Consider the following 22,423-nt stretch of genomic DNA (forward strand, 5'->3'; position numbering starts at 1 on the left):
TTAGTTTAGTTCGGTATATTTAATTTCTAGTTTTACTCTGTTATCTCCAGCACTTTCATCGCTGCCATATAAAACAACTCCTTTTGGAGACCAACTGTAATCTTTTACTATTTCTCCATAAGAGGAAGGTGTATCTGTAGAGGTATTGTAAACTTTAATACCAAATTTTATTTGCTCATATTCAGAATCTTTTAATAATTCGGAAACATAGTCCGTAATTCTAAATACGTATTTTAATGGTTCTCCATTATCATCATATTCTAGGTTTCCTCCAACAAGATCGCTACCCTCTGTATACATGTCTATTATATGTTCTTTGTCGTCATAATTGTAAATTAGCAGCTTGCTTGGTACAATATTATTATCTGCAGATTGATCTACATAGAAGGTTAAATTAGCTTCGGTAATTAATAAGTTTTGTTCTTGGAAATTTGCTAAATCATTATCTGTGAATAATTCTACTGTTGCTTCTTCACCTGATGCACCTTGAATATAGATTTTATCTGTACCACTTGCTTTTGAATTGGTATAATCTCTTTCATATACATTTGTTGCAAAGGAGGTAAAAGTGAAATCACTTACGTGTTTTGTTCGTACTAAACTTTCTCCAGTTGTTTCATCACCATCTAAATCTTCGCCTTCTGCTTCTTTTTCGTCATAAGAGTAGTAAATAGACATTTTGGCATTTTCTAGATTTAATGAAATTAAATGAGAGTTGTTATTTATTGGAGTTGCTTCAAAATAAAAACCTCTAAAGTATCTAGAAAAATTCTCGAAAGAATCGAAGTTAGTAGTGTTTTCTGCGTTATCAATAAAAATAGATTTTATTAGTTCTTTATCTAAAGGAATTTTTAAAAATCTACTAGAATCATTTTTAGTAACACTATCAATTACTTGCGTTTCGTATACTGTTACTCCATCACTTAAATACCTTTTAATTTCAAATATAGTATCATTTTCATTTAATTGGAAATTATCTGAAAACAGTAAGGTTTCTTTTTGATAAACCTTATTTGTTTGATAAACAGCTGGTTGAGAAGGGTCGTTTGGATCTAAACTATTAAAAAAAGTTCCTAGTTCAAAAACTTCTAATTTAAATTTATCTGTTTTATTTCCTGTAATAATATCAGAATTGTAAATTAATTCATCTGAACCTCCATCTACTTCAAGAATTGAATCAAATTGAGTAGTGTACGGAATTGTTATTAATACAGAGTCTATTATAGTGTTACTTTCTAAATCGTCTATACTATTTTGAAATAAATTCACATAATAATCTCCTGTGTTGGGAATTGTTATTTGGGCAGCTATTGAAGCTTTAAGTTGGCCAAATTCAGTATCGTTATAAACGCCTAATAAATGTCTAACAATTTTATTTGAAGTTCTTGTATCAATATAACTTTCGGTTTTTTCTATGTTTTCATTTGCAACAATTACATTTGAAAAAGTGGAACTATAATCAAATAAATTATTATCAATTAGACTTACTCCAATATCTTCAATATCTTTTTCGCAAGAGATAATTGCACTTGCTATAAAAAGTAAGGAAAGCGCATACTTTAATTTCTTTACAACTTTAGTTGTCATATAAAACTAATTTTTTGGTAAACTTATAATACTTGGGATTTGTAAAAATCTGTAACAACACAATTAGTTTCATCATTAGCGCAGTAATCTAAAACTGGTTTGGATAAGCTTTTAATAAATTCTTCTAATTCACTAGATAAATTTTCACTTCCTTTAATTACGGCATCTGAATTTTCGATTGCATTAATTAAAAGATTATTATAGTCTGGATGTGTAATTGATTCTAATTTTGACTCGTCAATATTATCAAAATTTATTTTTTTAATAAATTCTTTATTTAACGTTCCTTCAAACCCATTATTATAAACTGAAGTTACAATTTTACTGTTAACAAATAAGGGATCGTTGGTATAATATTCTTTAATATAAAGTGGTAATAAACTTGCCATCCAGCCATGCACATGAATAATATCTGGTGACCAGTTCAATTTTTTTACAGTCTCTACAACACCTTTAGCAAAAAAGATAGCTCTTTCATCATTATCTTCAAATAAGTTGTTATCTTCATCTGTAAATAGTGCTTTTCGTTTAAAATATTCATCATTATCAATAAAGTAAACTTGCATTCTTTCTTTTGGAATTGAGGCAACTTTTATAATTAATGGCATATCCATATCATTAATTACTAAATTCATTCCAGATAGTCGAATAACCTCGTGTAATTGGTGTCTTCTTTCGTTTATTAACCCATAACGAGGCATAAAAATTCTAGTTTGACCTTTGTTACTATGAACTTTTTTTGCTGTTTCAAATGAAGTGGTTGATAATTCATTTTCAGGTAAATACGGCACTACTTCCGATGAAACAATTAATACTCTTTTATCTTTCATAAATTATGTTCTAAACTCTAAAGAATATGCAAAATTACAAAAATTTATACAGATTTACGGATGAAAAACGTAAGTTTGCACGCTTTTAACGTTTATTAACAAAAGAATATGTTAGTTTTTGCTAAAATAAAATCAGTAAAACAAAAAATTTCGTCGTTAAAAAAAGGCACTTCTGTTGGTTTTGTTCCAACAATGGGTGCACTTCATAAAGGACATTTATCACTTATAAAAAAGGCTAAAAAAGAAAATGATTTAGTAGTGGTAAGTATTTTTGTAAACCCTACTCAATTTGATAAAAAAGAAGATTTAGTAAATTATCCAAAGACTATAGATAATGATTTAGAACTCTTAAAATCAGTTAGTTGCGATTTGGTTTTTATGCCTTCTGCAGAGGAAATTTACAGTAAAAATATTAAGTCTGAAATTTTTGATTTTGAAGGGTTAGAGCATCAAATGGAAGGTAAGCATAGAGTAGGACATTTTGATGGAGTAGGTACTATTGTAAAACGATTATTTGAAATTGTTACGCCAACAAAATCTTATTTTGGAGAAAAGGATTTTCAGCAGTTACAAATTATTAAAAAAATGGTTAAAAAAAATAATTTACCTGTTGAAATTATCGGTTGTGATATTTATAGAGAAACTGATGGACTTGCAATGAGTTCGAGAAATGTGCGACTAACTAAAGAACATAGAAAAGCTGCTCCATTTATTTTTAAGACTTTAAAAGAAGCCAAGTTAAAATTTGGCATAGAAAATGCAGTTAATGTTGTACAATGGGTTCAAAACGAGTTTAAAAAACATCCATTGTTAGAATTAGAATATTTTGAAATTGCCAATGAAGCTACGCTTCAAACAATTTCAACTAAAGAACTTAAGCAAAAGTACAGAGGTTTTATAGCTGTTTTTGCTGGAAATATTAGACTTATAGATAATATAAGTTTGTAAAAACTAACTAATTAACTAAAAAAATATATTTTTGCACTATGCAAATTGAAGTAGTAAAATCTAAAATTCACAGAGTTAAAGTTACAGGAGCTGAATTAAATTACATTGGTAGTATAACTATTGATGAAGATTTAATGGAAGCTGCAAATATAATTCAAGGAGAAAAAGTTCAAATTGTGAACAACAATAATGGAGAGCGCCTTGAAACATATGCAATTCCAGGCCCTAGAAATAGTGGCGAAATAACTCTTAATGGTGCGGCAGCACGTAAAGTAGCTGTTGGCGATGTACTAATTCTAATTACATACGCTCGTATGGAATTTGAAGAAGCAAAGACATTTAAACCTTGGATTGTTTTTCCAAATGAAGAAAACAATTCATTGAACTAAATTGAATAAAAAAACACAAAAAACCGCATTACTAATACTCCCAATAGCCTTGGGAGTATTTTTAATTTGGTACTCTATATCTAAACTTTCTCCTTCAGACAAAGATTCCATTGTAAATTCATTTAAAACTGCAAATTATTGGTGGGTAGTATTATCGCTAGTATTTGGTATTTTAAGTCATTTATCAAGAGCATATCGCTGGCATTTTATGTTAGAGCCTATGGGTTATAAACCAAGATATGCAAATAGTGTAATGACTGTTTTAATTGCGTATTTATTAAACTTATTTATTCCTAGATCTGGTGAAATAGCAAGAGCTGCTAGTATAAAAAAATACGAAAAAATTCCTTTTGAAAAAGCTTTTGGAACCATTGTAGCCGAGCGTGTTGCTGATGTAATAATGCTTTTGGGTATAATTGCTATTGCTTTCTTTTTACAAACAGATTTAATAAGCAGTTATCTTTTTAAAGAAGATGAAGGAAATAGCAACATCTACATTAAAATAGTTATGTTTGTTGTACTTCCAATTATTGGTTTTATAGCGTATAGATATTTAAAAAAGTCTAGAAATCCGATAGTCATAAAAATTATTTCTTTTATAAAAGGATTGTTAGAAGGTGTTACAAGTATTTTATCAATGCGAAGAAAGTGGCAATTTATTTTTCATACTCTTTTTATTTGGGTAATGTATATTTTAATGTTGTATGCAGTAACATTTGCTTTACCAGAAACAACTAATTTACCTTTTGGAGCTATTATTGTTAGTTTTGTAGTTGGAGCATTAAGTATGGCTCTAACTAATGGTGGTTTAGGTTCATATCCAGTATTTGTTGCAAGTGCTTTAGTTTTGTATAAAATTGATAACAATGCTGCGTTAGCTTTCGGTTGGATTATGTGGACAGCGCAAACTATTATGGTAATACTTTTTGGTTGTTTGTCACTTATTTTAATTCCTGTTTATAATAGATACGTAGGAAACAAAAATTCTTAATATCTTTAGTGTTTAAATTTTAAAAATGGCTAAAACAAAAACTTCATTTTTTTGTCAGAATTGTGGTGCACAATATGCAAAATGGATGGGACAATGTACATCTTGTAAAGAGTGGAATACAATTGTAGAAGAAGTAATTCAGAAAGAGGAAAAACGTAATTGGAAGCAAACCACTTCAACAAAAAAAGCAAATAAAGCTTTAAAAATTGCTGATATTTCTTTAAACGAAGAGGATAGAATTTCATCAGAAAATGGTGAATTGAATAGAGTTTTAGGTGGAGGTTTGGTTAAAGGATCTATGCTATTGTTAGGAGGTGAACCAGGTATTGGGAAATCCACATTGTTATTACAAATAGCTTTAGCTATACCAAAAAGAGTTTTATATGTTTCTGGAGAAGAAAGCCAGGCGCAAATTAAAATGCGTTCTGAAAGGTTAGATATTGAAAACAATAACTGTTTAATTTTAACTGAAACAAATACGCAAAATATTTTTAGAGCTATTGAAGAAGTTCAGCCAGATGTTGTGGTTATAGATTCTATTCAAACCCTACATACAGATTATATTGAAGCTTCTCCAGGCTCTATCTCTCAAATACGCGAAACAACAGCAGAATTAACAAAATTTGCAAAAGAAACTGCAACTCCAGTTTTATTAATAGGTCATATTACAAAAGATGGCGCTATTGCTGGGCCAAAAATTTTAGAACATATGGTAGATGTTGTTCTTCAGTTTGAAGGAGATAGAAATCATACATATAGAATACTTCGCGCTAATAAAAATAGATTTGGTTCAACTGCTGAATTGGGTATTTATGAAATGCAATCTACTGGTTTACGTGAAGTTGAAAATCCTTCGGAAATATTAATTTCTCAAAAAGATGATAATTTAAGTGGAACCGCAATTGCAGCAACTTTGGAAGGAATGCGACCATTAATGATTGAAGTTCAAGCTTTGGTTAGCACAGCTGTATATGGAACTCCTCAACGTTCAGCAACAGGTTACGATACAAAAAGATTGAATATGTTACTGGCTGTTTTAGAAAAACGCGCAGGTTTTAGACTAGGAGCAAAAGATGTGTTTTTAAATATTGCTGGAGGAATAAAAGTAGATGATCCAGCAATTGATTTAGCTGTAATTAGTGCAATTATGTCTTCTAATGAAGATGAAGCAATTCCACAAGATTTTTGTTTTGCTGCTGAAATTGGTTTGGCTGGAGAGGTTAGACCTGTAAATAGAGTTGAACAACGAATTTTAGAAGCGCAAAAACTCGGATTTCATAAAATATTTGTTTCCAAATTTAACAAAATAAGTCTTTCTAATTTTAAAATACAGGTTGTTAAAATAACAAAGGTAGACGATGTATTTAATAATTTATTTTCATAAAAAAAGCCGAGAATAAACTCGACTTTTTTTAGAAATATTTATATAAATACTATTTTTTATTTTTTTCAATAATAAACTTTTCTAAAGCCATTGTCATTGAAGGTGTTTCTGGTGTTGGAGCTTGTATATTACATTTTAAACCAGCTTCAGTTGCCGCTTTAATTGTTGAATTTCCAAATACCGCAATTTTTGTGTCGTTTTGTTTAAAATTAGGGAAATTTTTGAATAAAGAATCGATTCCTGAAGGACTAAAAAATACTAGAATATCGTAAAAAACATTTTCTAAATCAGATAAATCACTTACCACAGTTTTAAACATAATGGCTCTATCCCAATTAATTTTCAAGTCATCCAACATTTCAGGAATAATTGGTTTTAATTTATCGGAAGATGGTAAAAGAAATTTTTCGTCTTTATACTTTTTAATTAATACCGTTAATTCAGCAAAAGTTCTAGTACCTACATAAATTTTACGTTTACGGTATACCACGTATTTTTGTAAATAATAAGCTACAGCTTCAGATTGACAAAAATATTTCATTGAATCAGGTACAGTAAAACGCATTTCTTCAGCTATTCTAAAAAAATTATCAACTGCATTTCTACTAGTAAGAATAATAGCAGAATATTTAGAAAAATCTATTTTTTGAGATCTAACTTCTCTTGCATTTACACCTTCAACATGAATAAAGGGTACAAAATCTATTTTTACTTTTTGTTTTTCAGATAAATCAAAATACGGAGAATTTTCTGTCTTTGGTGCGGGTTGCGAAACCAAAATTGTCTTCACTTTCATAACTTCAATTTTGTGCTTAAATTGTTAATTTTAAAATAATTACCAGAGGTGCTATTTCAAGTGCGCAAAGGTACAAAATAAAATAAAACAAGCTGTTAAAAACTAACTTTTTGTTGTTAATAACTAGTAAAATGTAACGCATTATTAATAAAATAACTGTAATTATAATTGTAAATTTTAAAGGTAAATTATTACTTAAGGGATTGTAAAAGGATAAGACTAAAAAAGGTAAAATCCACAAAATTAGATTGTTAAGGTAGTTTGTCTTCTCGTATATTAGTTTGTTGTGAAGGAAATTTAAATTAAAAATAAAGGAAATAAATTTACCTATTAAATATCGAACACTAAAATAAAATAGTACACCCAAAACTATAAAAACATATGTTTTTAAACCTTTTTCAATTAAAACAGAAGATAGAAAAATTGTGCTTGATAGATAAATTAGAATAGATATTGTTAAAATCTGAACAATAAACAATGTAATTTGAAATAAATTTCGGACACTATTATTTTCTTTATTAAAGTAGATTAATAAATACTTTTTTGAAAAAAAAAGCGTACTAATATTTACAAGTCTTTCATTGTATACAAATCGTAATAATGCAATTAATATTAGAATAATTAAAAAAGAAAACGTAATCCAATTATCATCTTGTTTAATTATTTCGTGAGCTTCAATCATTAATTTTGGTATAATATTAATACAAAATTAGTAATAATTTACGTTATCTTTGGCGCTTAATATTGCAATATGCTAAATACGCTAGTTATTATACCAACCTTTAACGAAAAGGAAAATATTGAAGCTATAATAAGATCGGTTTTTTCACAAGAGAAAAAGTTTGATATTTTGGTGGTTGATGATAATTCACCAGATGGTACAGCTACTATTGTAAAAGGTATTCAAAAAGAGTTTTCTAATTTATTTATTGAAAATAGAAAAGAAAAAACAGGATTAGGTACTGCATATATTCATGGATTTAAATGGGCCTTAAAAAATGGGTATGATTATATAATTGAAATGGATGCAGATTTTTCACATAATCCAAAAGATTTAATTCAATTGTATAAAGCGTGTGCTGAAGATGGAGCAGATTTTTCGATTGGATCTAGGTACCTTAACAATAAAATTAATGTTGTTAATTGGGATATTAAAAGGCTTATTTTATCGTATTTTGCATCGAAATATGTGAAAATAATAACAAGAATACCTATTTTTGATACAACTGCAGGTTTTGTGTGCTATCACAAAAGTGTGCTAGAAGCAATAGATTTAGATAAAATTCAGTTTGTAGGTTACGCTTTTCAAATTGAAATGAAATTTAAAGCTTGGAAAAGAAAATTTAAACATAAAGAAGTTTCGGTAATTTTTACAGATCGAAAACGTGGAACTTCGAAAATGAGTGGCTCTATAATTTCAGAGGCTATTTTTGGAGTTTTAAAAATGCGGTTTAATGGATTACCAAACTAAAAAACAAAATTTATGAGTCTAACGCTTATTAAAAATGCTCAAATAGTTAACGAAGGAGAAATATTTGAGGGAGATGTTTTAATTGATGGAGAGTATATTGTTGATATAGACCAAACCATAAGTTCAAAATCAGCAAATACAAAAATAATTGATGCTGAAGGGAAATTTTTAATTCCTGGAGTTATTGATGATCAGGTTCACTTTCGTGAACCAGGTTTAACGCATAAGGCAAACATTGAAACTGAAAGTAGAGCAGCTGTTGCAGGTGGAATTACTTCATTTATTGAAATGCCTAACACAGTTCCACAAGCAACAACACAAGAATTACTTGAAGATAAATTTAAAAACGCTTCAAATACTTCGTACGCCAATTATTCTTTTATGTTTGGAGGTACTAATACTAATTTAGAGGAATTATTAAAAACAAATCCAAAAGATGTTGCTGGTATTAAATTGTTTTTAGGCTCTTCTACTGGAGATATGTTGGTAGATAATGAAGAGGTTTTAAAAAAAATATTTTCTTCTACAAAAATGCTAATTGCTGTTCATTGCGAAGATGAATCAACTATTAAAGCAAATTTAGAAAAGTATAAAGAAGAATTTGGAGATGATATTCCAATAGAAAAACATCCAATAATTAGAAGCGAAGAAGCCTGTTACTTATCTTCTTCCAAAGCTATAGCTTTAGCAAAAAAAACAGGTGCACGTTTACATGTTTTTCATTTATCTACTGCTAAAGAAACTTCATTATTTACAAATAAAACTCCTTTAGAAAAAAAGCAAATTACAGCAGAAGTTTGTGTACACCATTTGTGGTTTACAGACCAAGATTATAAAACAAAGGGAACGTTTATTAAATGGAATCCAGCTGTAAAAACTGAAAAAGATAGAGATGGATTATGGAAAGCGTTGCTAGATGATAGAATTGATGTTATTGCAACAGATCATGCTCCCCATACATTAAAGGAAAAACAACAACCGTATACAAAAGCACCAAGTGGTGGACCGCTAGTTCAACATGCGTTGCCAGCAATGTTACAAGCATATAGACAAGAAAAAATTTCAATTGAGAAAATTGTTGAAAAAATGTGTCACAATCCTGCAAAAATCTTTAAAATTGAAAAAAGAGGTTTTATTAAAAAAGGATATTATGCAGATTTAGTTTTAGTAGACAGTGCTTCGCCTTGGACAGTAAAAAAAGAGAATACTTTATATAAATGTGGTTGGTCTCCTTTTGAGGGCTCTACATTTTATTCAAAAATTACACATACGTTTGTAAATGGTAATTTAATTTATAACAACGGAAAATTTAACGATACAATAAAAGGTAAACGTTTATTGTTTAATAGATAATGAAATTTTTAAAATACATATTTGTTATTATAGCTTGTGTTTTTTTAACCTTTTGTACTAGTAATACCATTTTAAAAAAACCGGATAATTTAATTTCTAAAAAGGAAATGGCAGATGTTTTAACAGATGTGCTATTGGCTTCGGGTGGGAAAAACATTAAAAATTTAGATTTAGAAAGAAAGATTAATTATTTCCCTTTAGTTTTTGAAAAACACCAAATAGATTCGTTACAATTTGAAGAAAGTAGCGCATTTTATATTTCAAGAATTGATGATTATAACGATATTTTAAAAGCTGTGAATGAACGCCTTTCATTAAAAAAAGATGAGTTAAAAGCTGTTAAAGATGTTGAAGACTCACTTAAAAAAGTTGAAAAAGAGCTTAAAAAGTTGAAAAAGGACTCTATTACTGAAAGTAAATCTAGATTAATAAAAAGTAAAGATTCTATTTTTAAAAATTCCGAAAATTCCGAAAATAAAGTAAATAAAAGTATTAAAAAGCAATAAATGTTAACTCACTAAATATTAAGTAACCAGTTAGTTAACAAGTTTAAAAATAATTTACGACTTTTTTGTTGTTTAATACTTAACTTCTCAATCAATTGTTTTTTTAAGTTTTCTGGTTCAGATGTTTCATAAATATTGGTTGAAACAACTACAGAAATAGGCATACTAGTTTTTCCATTCCAAAATTCATTCACAGGAAAATTATATTTTTTTAAAGGTAAATTCCAAGTAGCATCAATGGTAATCCACTTATTAAAAGGTTTAATTTGGATATAATTATGCGGATCAATAATTTGATCTGAAGTTAAAAATTCTTTTATTTCTGGAGGAAAATTAATATCCATATCATTAAATGAGTGCATAACTATAAAATCTCTTACAGGTACATCTATTGCTTTATATAATTCTTTGAGAAGAAAGTGTTTTCCAGAGCAAGTTCCTCTATTTTGCTCTAATATATCTAACGGATTTCTTGAGCCAATATTTCCATACGGTATATCTCTAACCTTTTCAAAAAGAGTAACAATTTTCTCTTCAAAAGATTGATTTTGCGTCCATTTTTCCACTAAATTTTTATAAATAGTATTCATTATTTTTTTAAATATTGGTTACAAACTCTTTTAACACTATGGTCAATACTTTCAAATTCAAAGCCTAACATATTTTTAATTTTTTCCGAAGAGTAGTAAAACTTGTTATGTATTGATTTTGCTGAATTATTGGTTAATAAAGGAGTTTTACCAGTAATAATATTCTTTACAAACTCAATTCTCCAAAGTAACTCACTCATCCATTTTTTAGTTTTAATAGTAGGTCTTTTAACTTTAAAATTATCTGCAATTTTAAAAAATAATTCTTTGAATGAACTATTTTCTGAAACTAGAATAAAACGTTCGTTTTTAATAGAGCTTTTCATTAAACCAATCATAGCTTTTACAACATCTTCTACTGAAACAACACCAGTAACTCCTTCAGAATAAAATTTTAATCCGTTATAAATTTTATTAAATATAACGCCAGAACCATTTTTCCAAAAGCCAGCACCCAAAATTACTCCAGGATTTACAATTACAACATTTACACCTTCTTGAGATGCGCGCCAAACCTCCATTTCAGCACCATATTTAGTAATAGCATAACCGTAATTATTATTTTCATAATTCCACTCATTAGTTTCATTAATACTATTAGAATTTGGATCTTTATCAACAGTAGCAATAGAACTTACAAAACATAACTTTTCAATTTTTTTTTCAATGCATAAGTTAACTACATTTGAAGTGCCATGAATATTAATTTTACGCATTGCTTTATAATCTCTAGGGTTAAAAGAAATCAAAGCAGCCGAATGGTATACTTTAGTTACGTTTTCAAAAGCTTTTTCTAGAGTTACAATATCAGTTATATCAGCTTCAATCCATTCAATTTTATTAAAAATACGTTCATACTCTTCAGAATAATAACTAAAAACCTTTTTTACAGCGTCTAAATTACTAGAGGCTCTATGTATAGCTTTTATAGTATCATTTTCTGTAGAAAGTTGATATAATAAATGCGCACCAACTAAACCTGTTCCTCCTGTAACTAAAATCATAAAACGAATGTAACAAAAATGTTGCTTTCAGCAGTTTTCTACAAAGTAAAATTTTATCTTTGCGCATAATTTAATTTTTGAAAAATGAATTTTGTAGAAGAATTACGTTGGAGAGGTATGTTACACGACATAATGCCAGAAACCGAAGAGTATTTATTAAAAAACAAAACTACTGGTTATATTGGTTTTGATCCAACTGCCGATTCATTACATATAGGAAGTTTAGTTCCTATTATTATTTTAATGCATTTCCAAAAAGCTGGTCACAATCCAATTGCCTTGGTTGGAGGAGCAACAGGTATGGTTGGTGACCCTTCAGGAAAATCTGATGAACGAAATTTGTTAGATGAAGCTACGTTAGCTAAAAATATTGCAGGTGTAAAAGGTCAGCTAGCACGTTTTTTAAAGTTTGATAGTACAGATGTTGAAAACCCAGCAGAATTAGTAAACAACTACGATTGGATGAAAGAAATTTCGTTAATTGAGTTTGTGCGTGATGTTGGAAAACACATTACTGTTAACTATATGATGGCGAAAGATTCTGTAAAGAAAAGACTAGGAGAAGATTCTAAAACAGGAATGAGCTTTACTGAATTTACTTACCAATTATTTCAAGGTTATGATTTCTACCATTTGTACAAAGAGAAAAATTGTATGCTTCAAATGGGAGGTTCAGATCAATGGGGAAATATTACAACTGGAACAGAATTAGTAAGAAGAAAAGCACAAGGAAAAGCATATGCGCTAACGTGTAAGTTAATAACAAAAGCCGATGGTTCTAAATTTGGTAAAACAGCAGGTGGAAATGTTTGGTTAGATGCTAATAGAACTTCGCCATACAAATTTTATCAATATTGGTTAAATTCATCTGATGAAGATGCTGAAAAGTATATAAAAATATTTACATTTTTAGATAAAAACACTATAGAAGCATTAATTACAGAACATAAAGAAGCACCGCATACTCGTTTACTTCAAAAGAAAATTGGTGAAGAAGTAACTGTAATGACTCACGGAAAGGAAGCGTATGATAACGCAATAAAAGCCTCAAATATATTATTTGGTAAATCTACAGCTGATGATTTAAAAAGTTTAGACGAACAAACGTTTTTAGATGTGTTTGATGGCGTTCCACAAGCTGAAATTTCTAAAACTGAATTAGAAAGCGGATTAGATATGATTGGCGCTTTAGCAGCAAAAACTAACTTTTTGAAATCTAATGGAGATGCACGTAGAGCTTTAAAAGAAAACTCAATATCAGTAAATAAAGAAAAAGTAAAAGAAGATTATTTAATTACTTTTAAAGATTTAATAGCAAATAAATACGTATTGTTGCAACGAGGAAAAAAGAATTATTTTTTATTAAAAATTAACTAAAAAAAAGAAGAAAAAAATGAGAAAAGGAAATTTAATTGCATTTTTAATGGTAATGCTAGTACTTACTAGCTGTTCATCTAATGATGATGATAATGAAACAAAAGTAGTTACAGGAGATTATTTCCCATCAACTGAAACAAGTTATTGGAATTATAATGTTGTTGTAAAAAATAACAACGATAATACTTCAGAAGATTACGTAGATTTTTTAAGTGTTGATATCACTTCAGGAACAAGTTTTGATTTAGAAGTAAACAATGGAAGTAGCGCTTATGGTACAATGAGTGGAATTTTAGCTAATAGCTCTTTAACTAGAACAGATTCTAAATTATTAATTGATGGTCAAATTGATATGCCAATTATTGGTATTGATGATATTACTATTGATTTAAACAACGTAATTTTATACGATTTAAATGCTGATAATAATGAAGTGTTAAATGAAATTACTAAAGAGTTTACTCAAACTATAAATAATATTCCATTAACGTTTTCATATACTTTAACATTTAACAAGTTAAAAGATCAAAGTTCAAAAAGTGTTAATAGTACAACTTATACAGATGTAACAAGTGGAAATATTCTTTTAACAATGAGTGTTTCAACAACTATAGAAGTACAAGGAGCTGATAAAGAATTTGAATTACTTAGCGATAAAGATGTTTTAAGTATAGATTCTTATTTTGCAGAAAATGTAGGTTTAATTCAATCTGAAAGTGTAATAGATTATGAGTTCGACGAAACAACAATTTTATTGTTAGAAGCTCTAGATGTAGAATTTGATTTTGAAACTAGTAGATCAGTTTCAAATACACAAACTATAACAAGTTATGTTATTGGTGATTAATTAAAGCACTAATAAATTACAACCTCTTATATCAGAATTATCAAAACGTCCAATAATTTCAAAAGAATTATCTGGGCGTTTTTTACCTAAATCTTGAGTAGCAATAAATGAGCACGAATTTACATTAGCTAAATCAATTACATTAATTCCTCCAGATTTTCCTTTAGGCAATAAAGTAAGTGCATCTTCAGTATCTCTAATTAGTATTTTCATCCAAGGTGGACATTTAAAAATTCCATTTCCTTTAGAATAGGCTTGACTTAATAACTCCGTCATTCCATATTCAGAGTGTATTTCAGAAACACCAAATCCTTCACATAAAATTGAGTGTAACTCTTCACGAATCAATTCTTTTCGTCTACCTTTCATTCCTCCAGTTTCCATTATAAAGATGTTTTTCAGATTGTTAAACTGGTAGTTTTCAACTAAATCTAATAGTGCAAAAGAAACACCAATTAATAACGTTTTTTCACCCTTTTTGTCTAATTCAGTGATAGTTTCAGCCAAATCAGATAAATTATGAAGATAAAATCCGCTTTTTGGTTTTTTCGATTTTTTAATTAAATCATCAACCATATAAATTAATGATGAACCATCGCGTTCTAAATACGATGGAAGCAAAGCCAAAACAGTATAATTTTCAATATTACCATAAAAATGTTTAAAGCCTTTTAAGTAGCTTTCTTCATACAAACTTAAATCAGTAACTAAATGTTTACTTTGAGTCATTCCAGTAGTACCGCTGCTTAAAAATGTTTTTTGAATGGTTTTTTCTGAAGATAAAATTTGATGCGTTTTAAAAAATTGAATAGGTAAAAAAGGGATTTCTTCAATAGTTTTAACAGCCGAAATATCCGTTTTTAAATGCGATAAAAAAGTTTTATACACAGAATTATTAGCTGCCTGAAATTGAAAAATTTCAAGCGCTTTTTTATTAAAATTAGTGGCAGATTGTATGTTAAAAACGGGATTAATAAGTTCAAAATTTTGAATACATGACAAAAGTAATGTAAATTTACGCAACCTAATATCTTTTTAGGTATCTTATTAACAATTAAAAAGCTCGTATTTGAGTTTAGAGAAACTCATAAAACAATGTGCTAAAAACGATAGAAGAGCACAAAAAGAAATTTACCACTTATATGCTGGTAAGTTATTTTCTATTTGTCTAAAATATTCTAAAAATAGAGATGAGGCTCAAGACAATTTTCAAGATGGTTTTATAACCATTTTTAATAAAATTGGCCAATTTAATTTTAGAGGGTCGTTTGAAGGATGGGTAAAACGAGTTATGTTAAACACTGTGCTTTTAAAGTATAGAAAAAAAAGAGTGTTAAACATTGTAAGTGAAGAGATACCTGACGAGGTTGTTGTTGATGTTGATGATGATGAAATTTCGTTAGATTTTTTACTTAATTTAATTCGTGAATTGCCAGAACGTTATAGATTAGTTTTTAATTTATACGTGTTAGATGGTTATTCGCACAGAGAAATTTCAGAAATGTTAAATATTGCTGAAGGTACATCTAAATCTAATTTAGCTAGAGCCAGAGCAATTTTAAAAAGAAGAGTAGAAGAATATCAAGAACAACAACAGTCTATTTAGAAAGATAGTAGCGAAAAGTGAGAGAAGAAAAGAACATTGATAGATTATTTCAGGAAAACTTAAAGGAATTTGAGGTTTTTCCACCTAACAAGGCGTGGAACAAAATTGAACAGAATTTAATTCCTGTTCCTAAAAAAAGCATATTTAATACCAAATGGTTTAGAATTGCAAGTGTAGCTGCAGTTATTTTATGTTTATTTACGGTTAGTACTATTTATTTACTTCCAAAAGAGAATTTTGCAAATAGTTATTTTACTTATAAAGATAGTGTTTCTACTATTTTTGATAAAGAGTTAGATGAAAATTTAATAGACGGTAAAAAGGTTGTTGAAAATAAAAAAACAACAATTGTAAAACCGAAAGTTGAATCTAATTTTGAAAGTAATGTTAATATTGAAAATGCTGAAGAAATTGTAGAAAAAACATCTTCAGAATTTGAAACCAAAACACTTCCAAAGTTAGACATAGCAGATGTTGTTGAAAAAGAGCAAAATGCAGCAAAAAAACAATTAAATTTAAATAAAGAAGAGTCAAAATTTACAGTTGCAACTATTTATGCGCCAATTTATTTAAATTCCTTTGGTGATGGATCAGGTGTAGGTGAACAATTTGGAGATAGTCCTATTTCTGGGAATTCGTCCCATTCTTATGGATTAAAATTTGCCTATCAATTAAGCGATAAATTTTCAGTACAATCTGGTATTAACTTATTAAGTATGGGTTATACTACAGACAATGTTCATGTAACGTCTGGTGTTTCTGTTGTAGGTTTTTCTAATTTATCTGCACAACCACTTAACAATTTAACAGCAAAATCTGGAGGTGAAAATCTAGAAGAAAAAGCATTAAATTCTGTTGGTAGCGTAAATCAGGTTTTTGGGTATGTAGAAATACCAATAGAGTTAAAGTATAATGTTGCAGACGGTAAATTGGGAGTAAATGTAGTTGGTGGATTTAGTACTCTGCTATTAAATAGAGATGAAGTTTTTGTTGAAACAAACAGTCTTTCACAAAGTTTGGGAGAGTCTAATAATTTACGTTCAATTAATTTTAGTGGAAATTTAGGTTTAGATGTGGATTACTCAATCCGTAAAAATTTATACATCAATGTTTCCCCTATGCTAAAAGTACAAACAAATACCTTTTCAAAAAACTCGGGTAGTGTATTACCATACTATTTAGGAGTTTATACAGGATTAAATTATAAGTTTTAGTTGGTTTATTATTTGGTTGGTTACCAAATATTGAATGAAGAAAGCCATTTTAGTATTAAAATGGCTTTTCTTTTTTCCGTAATTTTGTGATACCAATTATAATTTCAAACTATGAAAACTACAATTTTCAACACACTTAAAAATTTAGGAATACAAGAAGTTAATAAAGGAACTTCAACAGGTCAAAAATTCTTTGGAAGTGGTAATAAAATTTCGTCATACTCACCAGTTGACGGAAAACTAATAGCAAAAGTTACTACTACAACTAAACAAGATTATGAAACAGTAATTGAAACTGCGCAAATAGCTTTTAAATCCTGGAAAACAACTCCAGCACCATTAAGAGGTGAAATTGTTCGTCAGTTTGGAGATAAACTTCGTGAATTAAAACAACCTTTAGGTGAACTAGTTTCTTATGAAATGGGAAAATCACTACAAGAAGGTTTAGGTGAAGTTCAGGAAATGATTGATATCTGCGATTTTGCGGTAGGATTATCACGACAATTACACGGTTTAACAATGCATTCAGAGCGTTTTGGACATAGAATGTATGAGCAATACCATCCACTTGGAATAGTTGGAATAATTTCAGCATTTAATTTTCCGGTTGCAGTTTGGAGTTGGAATACAGCTTTAGCTTGGATTTGTGGAGATGTTTGCGTGTGGAAAGCTTCAGAAAAAGCTCCACTTTGTTCAATTGCATGTCAAAATATTATAGCTGAAGTTTTACAGAAAAATGATTTGCCAGAAGGAATTTCATGTATAATAAACGGTGATTACAAAGTAGGTGAATATATGACAACTGATAAGCGAGTTCCTTTAATTTCAGCTACTGGTTCAACTAGAATGGGTAAAATTGTTGGAAAAACTGTTGCTGAACGTTTGGGTAAATCGTTATTAGAACTAGGAGGAAATAATGCCATTATAATTACGCCAGATGCTGATTTAAAAATTTCTATTATTGGAGCAGTTTTTGGAGCAGTTGGAACTGCTGGTCAACGTTGTACTTCAACAAGAAGATTAATTATCCACGAATCTATGTATACTAAAGTAAAAAACACTTTGGTTGATGCTTACAAACAATTAAAAATTGGAGATCCTTTAGATGAAAGTAACCACGTAGGACCTTTAATTGATACTGATGCTGTTAAAATGTATGAGAATGCTTTAGCTAAAGCAGTTAAAGAAGGTGGTAATTTAGTAGTTGAAGGTGGTGTTTTAAGTGGTGAAGGTTTTGAAAGTGGATGTTATGTGAAACCTGCAATTGTAGAAGCTGAAAACCATTTTGAAATTGTTCAGCATGAAACTTTTGCACCAATTTTATATCTATTGAAGTATTCTGGAGGTGTTGAAAACGCTATTGAAATTCAAAATAACGTTGTGCAAGGTTTATCTTCTGCAATTATGACAAATAATTTACGTGAAGCTGAAGCATTTTTATCTCATGTAGGTTCAGATTGTGGAATAGCCAATGTGAATATTGGAACATCAGGTGCTGAAATTGGAGGAGCATTTGGAGGTGAAAAAGAAACAGGTGGAGGTAGAGAATCTGGTTCTGATGCATGGAAAATTTATATGCGTAGACAAACAAATACTATTAATTATACAACAGATTTACCTTTAGCCCAAGGTATAAAGTTTGATTTATAATATTAAAAAAAGCCGCGATAAGCGGCTTTTTTTATTTTAATTTCTTCCTTTTTCGTTTGGGTACAACTCAAAAGCAGGTTCACTTTGCCAATATTCTTTTGTAGCTACATTTATAATTGTTAACGGACCTTTTAAAGCTGCAGCAGTATCAATATTCCAAACATTGGCACGTTGTTGCGGTGTTGTTTCATTAATTCTAGATAACACAGTGTGTCCAATATATATTTCATTGTAAAGTTTCAACCTTTTTGGATAACAACTACTTTCAGTAGTTAAATTTTTATCCATTGCAATGGCCATTTCCCATAACGTTCTATCCCAATAGAAATTTTTTGAAATAATTTCGTTTTCAACACCCTTTTCGTTTGTAAAACCTGCATGTAAAAACAATCTGTTTTCTGAATCTAGATAGTAATCTTCTAAATTTTCTAGAAATTGTATGTGTAAATCAATTTCATTGTTAGAAACATTAGTGTAAGAATCTATAGTTGCTTGTCCACCATGTAACAACCATTGTTTTTTATAATTTCCAGTTTTTAACCAATTTAGAGTTAACTCATCATGATTTCCCATTAGAAACACACAGTTATGTGTAGATTTCAATTTAATTAAAAAACGAATTGTATTTGCAGCATCGCTCCAACCATCTACATAATCACCTAAAAAAATAAGAGTATCATTTTCTGTAACATTTGCTGTTTCTAAAACTTGTTTTAGAGCTTTTAAGCCACCATGTATATCACCAATAACTAATTGTCTTCCTTTCATATTATATCTAATTCGAGGTCAAAAATAGTATTTTAAATTAATTTTAATATGAAGTTTTAGTTACTATTTATTGTACTTAATTTTACGAAGAACTCGCAATGCTTCTTTGTATTTTATGTAGATAGATTTATCTTCTAAATTTTTCAGATAAACTTTAGAAGCTTTTAATTTTGAATAAGCAGTAGGAATATCACTTAAAACACATATTAAATAATGTGTTGGCAATTCTTGTAAATCTTTTAATTCTATTTCTGTTAAAGCTTGATTTTTTTTAAGTTTTTTTAGAATTGAATTGCAATTGTTAAAAACATGCAATAAATCTTTTCTATTGAATTGAGGTGGTTCAAATAAAAATTCGGTAACTATATCGTGTTTTCCGTTGTCTTTAAAATGAATGACTGTTTTTTCGAATGGAAAAAAGTCAAATTCATTGTTTATTTTTAAAAATACGTATTCAGTTATTATAAAAGATCTATGATTATATTCAATTTTTACTTCATCTAAAGCCGAATAAAATAATCGAACTTGTTCGTTAACTAGTTCAATATCTACTCTAGAATAAAATGTTTTGTCTTCAACTATTTTCTTTTTTCCTGCCCAACACAGTACAAACTGTTCGTTAAAAACTTTATAGGTTGGATTAAATTCATTTTTGTGCCGTTCAAAAAAATTAAAAACTCCATCTAACGTTAACTCAATATTATTGCTAGCATTTTTTTCAATAGCGTTAACAATTGATTTGTTTGTGTTTTTTAATTCAAATTTGCCTAATGTAGACATAGAGGTACTTCCTCTTCTATAAAAAATTCTTCCTTTTACATATTTCCAAATTGGTTTTTTAAGTGCAGTAACTTTGTTAATTGGATAAATGGTAACCAAGCCAACTACTTTATGCCTTGGTAAACGAGGAAAGGCTACATTTTCATATTGAATTTTAGGAGGATTGGTAAAATAAGAATCAATTAAATTTTGAATTTTACTATCGTCAAAAAAATCGACGCCTTCAATTTTATTGTCAACATCTTCAACACCAATTACTATGTACGAGTTATTTTCGGGATTTGAATTTGAAAGCGCACAAACGTGTTTTAAAAATTTTGCTTTTCCTTCTTTTGTGGCCAACGTTATTTTACGTTTTTTGTCGTAAAAGCTATTCTCATCGTTGTGAGCTAAAAGGTTTTTAATTAAAAGCCGTTTGTTAATCATTTTACTCTTTATTCAAAATAGTGGCACTTGCTTGTGCTGTTGGATATACTACTAAATCTTCAATATTTACATGGTACGGACGTGTTATTACAAAATGAATAATATCTGCAATATCTTCCGCTTGAAGGGCTTTATAGCCTTCATATACAGTTTTAGCTCTTTCAGTATCTCCTTTAAATCTAACTTCAGAAAATTCAGTTTCAACTGCTCCCGGATGAATTCCAGCAACTCTTATGTTGTATTTGTTTAAATCTAACCGCATAGCTTTATTTAAGGCGTTTACAGCATGTTTTGATGCGCAATATACATTTCCATTCGGATACACCTCTTTACCCGCAATAGAGCCAATATTTACAATAAAGCCATTGTTGTTTTCAATCATTTTTGGAAGAATAGCTTTTGATACGTATAGCAAACCTTTTACGTTAATGTCCATCATAGCATCCCAATCATCTAAATCACCATTTTGTATAGTGCTTAATCCGTGTGCATTTCCAGCGTTATTGATTAAAACGTCTATGTTTTTAAATTTAGTAGGTAATGTTTCTATAGCTTTAAAAACTTCTCCTTTATTTCTAACATCAAATGCTAATGTGGTAACATTTGTAAGTTTTCCTAATTTGTTTTGAAGATCTAGTAAACGTTCCTTTCTTCTTCCACAAAGAATTAGATTAAATTTTTGCTTTGCTAATAATTCTGCAGTTGCTTTTCCTATTCCAGAAGTTGCTCCGGTTATAAAAACAGTTTGTGATTTCATATTTAAATTTTGAAATATAAATATACAAAAAAACGACTCTCGTGGAGAGAGCCGTTTTACTTAATTGGTTATGAAAATAACCAATCAAAAATCAACTAACCAAACTTTATTTTTAATGTTTTTGTCTATCTTTTGTTTCTCTTATTATTTTAGTACGTTTTCTGTATTGATTACTTACACTTTTTTCAGATTTATTTGCTGAAGTTTTCATTAGCTGTATGTAACCTAATCCATCAAACTTATAAGTTGTACCAGATGCATTATGATATAATTTTATTCTTCCGTCATTTATAACGCTCAATTCAAATTCTTCAGTACCGTACGAATCATAATTTAGTGTTAAAATTTTTAGATTATCATATCCGTTAACATCGTACACTATATATTCTCCTTCATAATCCCATAATAAGTTATCAATATTTGTGCCAACTTGGTCTTGAGAAGAGTAAAAGGTTGTATTATTTTCGGGTGTAAAAGCCAAGTAATTTTCGTTATCAAATTCATTTAAATCACCTTCATCGCTTGTATATGTTTTTCCCCAAGCTTCGTATTCTTGTAAAAAGTATTCAATATTATCGTAAAAAACTTGATCAAAATCGAAATTGTTTTTATAATAACCTTCTAAATAGTAGGTTACATTGTTGTAGTTATCAATTAATTTAATTCTATCGGAAGAAATTTGTATAACATCAAAATCTACATATCCATCAATTTGATGGTCAATTTCTAAAAACCCTTTGTAAGTATCGTAATAACCAACTTGGATTCCGTAACCATTTCCAGTACTTCCAATACCAACTATATTATTGTTTGCATAAACTCTTCCATTTTGAAAACTTAAGGTAAAAGCAATATTCATAAATTCTAGTTGACTATTTCCAGAAGTTTTATGATAATCTACATACCATAAATCATAGGCAGTTACAACATCTTCTAAACTAGCATAATATTCATCTTCTATATTGTGTACTGAAACACTACATGATGAAACCAAAGCTCCAAGTATTAATGTAGCAAAAAGTAATTTTAAAGTTTTCATAATTTTTGATTTTTTGGGTTGTGATAGTTAAATTTCAATTTCCGTGCCAAAAACAAAAAGAACTCTAGATAAGAGTTCTTTTGTATTGATAATTAGCTTTTTATGTTTTA

Annotated in this window: 23 protein-coding genes; 12 read left to right on the forward strand and 11 right to left on the reverse strand. The window is 28.9% G+C overall.

The window, feature by feature from the left end:
* Both R3X25_RS05215 and R3X25_RS05220 read right to left on the reverse strand, forming a co-directional pair.
* Window positions 1–1,587 carry a DUF4270 family protein gene (locus tag R3X25_RS05215; protein ID WP_317672549.1) on the reverse strand — a complete coding sequence of 529 codons (1,587 nt, stop codon included), beginning with the start codon at window positions 1,585–1,587 and terminating at the stop codon, window positions 1–3.
* Between the two features lie 23 nt (window positions 1,588–1,610).
* A complete protein-coding gene (locus R3X25_RS05220) occupies window positions 1,611–2,417 on the reverse strand; it encodes a glycogen/starch synthase (RefSeq protein ID WP_317672551.1) in 807 nt (268 codons plus the stop codon).
* A gap of 108 nt (window positions 2,418–2,525) precedes the next feature.
* On the opposite strand from R3X25_RS05220, the gene panC reads away from it, so the two are divergent.
* The 4 genes from panC to radA are packed head-to-tail and all read left to right on the forward strand — an operon-like array spanning window position 2,526 to window position 6,129.
* A complete protein-coding gene (gene panC / locus R3X25_RS05225) occupies window positions 2,526–3,365 on the forward strand; it encodes a pantoate--beta-alanine ligase (protein WP_317672553.1) in 840 nt (279 codons plus the stop codon).
* A 38-nt stretch (window positions 3,366–3,403) separates the two neighbouring features.
* The gene (panD, locus tag R3X25_RS05230; protein ID WP_317672555.1) at window positions 3,404–3,754 is read left to right on the forward strand and encodes an aspartate 1-decarboxylase; all 351 of its coding nucleotides are present in this window, start codon (window positions 3,404–3,406) and stop codon (window positions 3,752–3,754) included.
* Window position 3,755: 1 nt separating this feature from the next.
* A complete protein-coding gene (locus tag R3X25_RS05235; protein WP_317672557.1) occupies window positions 3,756–4,745 on the forward strand; it encodes a lysylphosphatidylglycerol synthase transmembrane domain-containing protein in 990 nt (329 codons plus the stop codon).
* A 25-nt stretch (window positions 4,746–4,770) separates the two neighbouring features.
* Window positions 4,771–6,129: a DNA repair protein RadA gene (gene radA, locus R3X25_RS05240; RefSeq protein ID WP_317672559.1), complete on the forward strand. Its 1,359-nt coding sequence runs from the start codon at window positions 4,771–4,773 to the stop codon at window positions 6,127–6,129.
* A gap of 49 nt (window positions 6,130–6,178) precedes the next feature.
* On the opposite strand, the gene R3X25_RS05245 is transcribed toward radA, so the two are convergent.
* Both R3X25_RS05245 and R3X25_RS15230 read right to left on the reverse strand, forming a co-directional pair.
* Complete coding sequence (locus R3X25_RS05245; protein ID WP_317672561.1) at window positions 6,179–6,925, reverse strand: uroporphyrinogen-III synthase; 747 nt, start codon at window positions 6,923–6,925, stop codon at window positions 6,179–6,181.
* 16 nt (window positions 6,926–6,941) lie between these two features.
* Window positions 6,942–7,607, reverse strand: coding sequence for a DUF4271 domain-containing protein (locus tag R3X25_RS15230; protein WP_411556562.1), 666 nt, complete (start codon window positions 7,605–7,607; stop codon window positions 6,942–6,944).
* Between the two features lie 69 nt (window positions 7,608–7,676).
* On the opposite strand from R3X25_RS15230, the gene R3X25_RS05250 reads away from it, so the two are divergent.
* Genes R3X25_RS05250 through R3X25_RS05260 form a run of 3 tightly spaced genes read left to right on the forward strand, consistent with a single transcriptional unit; the run spans window position 7,677 to window position 10,255 of the window.
* On the forward strand, window positions 7,677–8,396 hold the full coding sequence (locus tag R3X25_RS05250; RefSeq protein WP_317672563.1) for a polyprenol monophosphomannose synthase: 720 nt from the start codon (window positions 7,677–7,679) through the stop codon (window positions 8,394–8,396).
* A gap of 12 nt (window positions 8,397–8,408) precedes the next feature.
* Complete coding sequence (locus R3X25_RS05255; protein WP_317672565.1) at window positions 8,409–9,749, forward strand: dihydroorotase; 1,341 nt, start codon at window positions 8,409–8,411, stop codon at window positions 9,747–9,749.
* On the forward strand, window positions 9,749–10,255 hold the full coding sequence (locus tag R3X25_RS05260; RefSeq protein ID WP_317672567.1) for a DUF4296 domain-containing protein: 507 nt from the start codon (window positions 9,749–9,751) through the stop codon (window positions 10,253–10,255). The genes R3X25_RS05255 and R3X25_RS05260 overlap by 1 nt, the downstream gene beginning before the upstream one ends.
* An 11-nt stretch (window positions 10,256–10,266) precedes the next feature.
* Here the strand turns inward: R3X25_RS05260 and R3X25_RS05265 are convergent, their stop codons facing one another.
* Together R3X25_RS05265 and R3X25_RS05270 are read right to left on the reverse strand one after the other, a co-directional pair.
* On the reverse strand, window positions 10,267–10,845 hold the full coding sequence (locus R3X25_RS05265; RefSeq protein ID WP_317672569.1) for a hypothetical protein: 579 nt from the start codon (window positions 10,843–10,845) through the stop codon (window positions 10,267–10,269).
* Window positions 10,845–11,849, reverse strand: a complete 1,005-nt coding sequence (locus tag R3X25_RS05270) for an SDR family oxidoreductase (protein WP_317672571.1) — start codon at window positions 11,847–11,849, stop codon at window positions 10,845–10,847. Before R3X25_RS05270 ends, R3X25_RS05265 begins: the two co-directional genes overlap by 1 nt.
* A gap of 84 nt (window positions 11,850–11,933) precedes the next feature.
* On the opposite strand from R3X25_RS05270, the gene tyrS reads away from it, so the two are divergent.
* Both tyrS and R3X25_RS05280 read left to right on the forward strand, forming a co-directional pair.
* Complete coding sequence (gene tyrS, locus R3X25_RS05275; RefSeq protein WP_317672573.1) at window positions 11,934–13,226, forward strand: tyrosine--tRNA ligase; 1,293 nt, start codon at window positions 11,934–11,936, stop codon at window positions 13,224–13,226.
* Between the two features lie 16 nt (window positions 13,227–13,242).
* Complete coding sequence (locus R3X25_RS05280; RefSeq protein WP_317672575.1) at window positions 13,243–14,073, forward strand: hypothetical protein; 831 nt, start codon at window positions 13,243–13,245, stop codon at window positions 14,071–14,073.
* Here the strand turns inward: R3X25_RS05280 and R3X25_RS05285 are convergent, their stop codons facing one another.
* Window positions 14,074–15,096, reverse strand: coding sequence for an acyl transferase (locus tag R3X25_RS05285; protein WP_411556563.1), 1,023 nt, complete (start codon window positions 15,094–15,096; stop codon window positions 14,074–14,076). It abuts the gene before it with no gap.
* Window positions 15,097–15,142: 46 nt separating this feature from the next.
* Here R3X25_RS05285 and R3X25_RS05290 point away from each other — a divergent pair, with 46 nt between their 5' ends.
* The 3 genes from R3X25_RS05290 (at window position 15,143) to R3X25_RS05300 (ending at window position 18,543) form a co-directional block, all read left to right on the forward strand.
* On the forward strand, window positions 15,143–15,679 hold the full coding sequence (locus tag R3X25_RS05290; RefSeq protein WP_317672577.1) for a sigma-70 family RNA polymerase sigma factor: 537 nt from the start codon (window positions 15,143–15,145) through the stop codon (window positions 15,677–15,679).
* Between the two features lie 17 nt (window positions 15,680–15,696).
* Window positions 15,697–16,893 (forward strand): outer membrane beta-barrel protein, encoded by a 1,197-nt coding sequence (locus R3X25_RS05295; RefSeq protein WP_317672579.1) that lies wholly within the window; start codon window positions 15,697–15,699, stop codon window positions 16,891–16,893.
* A 111-nt stretch (window positions 16,894–17,004) separates the two neighbouring features.
* Window positions 17,005–18,543, forward strand: a complete 1,539-nt coding sequence (locus R3X25_RS05300) for an aldehyde dehydrogenase family protein (protein ID WP_317672581.1) — start codon at window positions 17,005–17,007, stop codon at window positions 18,541–18,543.
* Between the two features lie 36 nt (window positions 18,544–18,579).
* Here R3X25_RS05300 and R3X25_RS05305 read toward each other — a convergent pair whose 3' ends face one another.
* The 4 genes from R3X25_RS05305 to R3X25_RS05320 form a co-directional block, all read right to left on the reverse strand.
* On the reverse strand, window positions 18,580–19,311 hold the full coding sequence (locus R3X25_RS05305) for a metallophosphoesterase family protein (RefSeq protein WP_317672583.1): 732 nt from the start codon (window positions 19,309–19,311) through the stop codon (window positions 18,580–18,582).
* A gap of 63 nt (window positions 19,312–19,374) precedes the next feature.
* Window positions 19,375–20,517 (reverse strand): ATP-binding protein, encoded by a 1,143-nt coding sequence (locus R3X25_RS05310; RefSeq protein ID WP_317672585.1) that lies wholly within the window; start codon window positions 20,515–20,517, stop codon window positions 19,375–19,377.
* Window position 20,518: 1 nt separating this feature from the next.
* On the reverse strand, window positions 20,519–21,274 hold the full coding sequence (locus R3X25_RS05315; protein WP_317672587.1) for an SDR family NAD(P)-dependent oxidoreductase: 756 nt from the start codon (window positions 21,272–21,274) through the stop codon (window positions 20,519–20,521).
* Between the two features lie 112 nt (window positions 21,275–21,386).
* Window positions 21,387–22,313, reverse strand: a complete 927-nt coding sequence (locus R3X25_RS05320) for a hypothetical protein (protein WP_317672589.1) — start codon at window positions 22,311–22,313, stop codon at window positions 21,387–21,389.
* Between the last annotated feature and the right edge of the window lie 110 nt (window positions 22,314–22,423).

The sequence above is a fragment of the Lutibacter sp. TH_r2 genome (genome assembly GCF_033101135.1).
Lineage (GTDB): Bacteria > Bacteroidota > Bacteroidia > Flavobacteriales > Flavobacteriaceae > Lutibacter.

Coding starts and splice junctions, on each gene's coding strand:
- R3X25_RS05215 (WP_317672549.1), bottom strand. CDS start 1,587: ATGACAACTAAAGTTGTAAAGAAATTAAAGTATGCGCTTTCCTTACTT.
- R3X25_RS05220 (WP_317672551.1), bottom strand. CDS start 2,417: ATGAAAGATAAAAGAGTATTAATTGTTTCATCGGAAGTAGTGCCGTAT.
- panC (WP_317672553.1), top strand. CDS start 2,526: ATGTTAGTTTTTGCTAAAATAAAATCAGTAAAACAAAAAATTTCGTCG.
- panD (WP_317672555.1), top strand. CDS start 3,404: ATGCAAATTGAAGTAGTAAAATCTAAAATTCACAGAGTTAAAGTTACA.
- radA (WP_317672559.1), top strand. CDS start 4,771: ATGGCTAAAACAAAAACTTCATTTTTTTGTCAGAATTGTGGTGCACAA.
- R3X25_RS05245 (WP_317672561.1), bottom strand. CDS start 6,925: ATGAAAGTGAAGACAATTTTGGTTTCGCAACCCGCACCAAAGACAGAA.
- R3X25_RS15230 (WP_411556562.1), bottom strand. CDS start 7,607: ATGATTGAAGCTCACGAAATAATTAAACAAGATGATAATTGGATTACG.
- R3X25_RS05250 (WP_317672563.1), top strand. CDS start 7,677: ATGCTAAATACGCTAGTTATTATACCAACCTTTAACGAAAAGGAAAAT.
- R3X25_RS05255 (WP_317672565.1), top strand. CDS start 8,409: ATGAGTCTAACGCTTATTAAAAATGCTCAAATAGTTAACGAAGGAGAA.
- R3X25_RS05260 (WP_317672567.1), top strand. CDS start 9,749: ATGAAATTTTTAAAATACATATTTGTTATTATAGCTTGTGTTTTTTTA.
- R3X25_RS05265 (WP_317672569.1), bottom strand. CDS start 10,845: ATGAATACTATTTATAAAAATTTAGTGGAAAAATGGACGCAAAATCAA.
- R3X25_RS05270 (WP_317672571.1), bottom strand. CDS start 11,849: ATGATTTTAGTTACAGGAGGAACAGGTTTAGTTGGTGCGCATTTATTA.
- tyrS (WP_317672573.1), top strand. CDS start 11,934: ATGAATTTTGTAGAAGAATTACGTTGGAGAGGTATGTTACACGACATA.
- R3X25_RS05280 (WP_317672575.1), top strand. CDS start 13,243: ATGAGAAAAGGAAATTTAATTGCATTTTTAATGGTAATGCTAGTACTT.
- R3X25_RS05300 (WP_317672581.1), top strand. CDS start 17,005: ATGAAAACTACAATTTTCAACACACTTAAAAATTTAGGAATACAAGAA.
- R3X25_RS05305 (WP_317672583.1), bottom strand. CDS start 19,311: ATGAAAGGAAGACAATTAGTTATTGGTGATATACATGGTGGCTTAAAA.
- R3X25_RS05310 (WP_317672585.1), bottom strand. CDS start 20,517: ATGATTAACAAACGGCTTTTAATTAAAAACCTTTTAGCTCACAACGAT.
- R3X25_RS05315 (WP_317672587.1), bottom strand. CDS start 21,274: ATGAAATCACAAACTGTTTTTATAACCGGAGCAACTTCTGGAATAGGA.
- R3X25_RS05320 (WP_317672589.1), bottom strand. CDS start 22,313: ATGAAAACTTTAAAATTACTTTTTGCTACATTAATACTTGGAGCTTTG.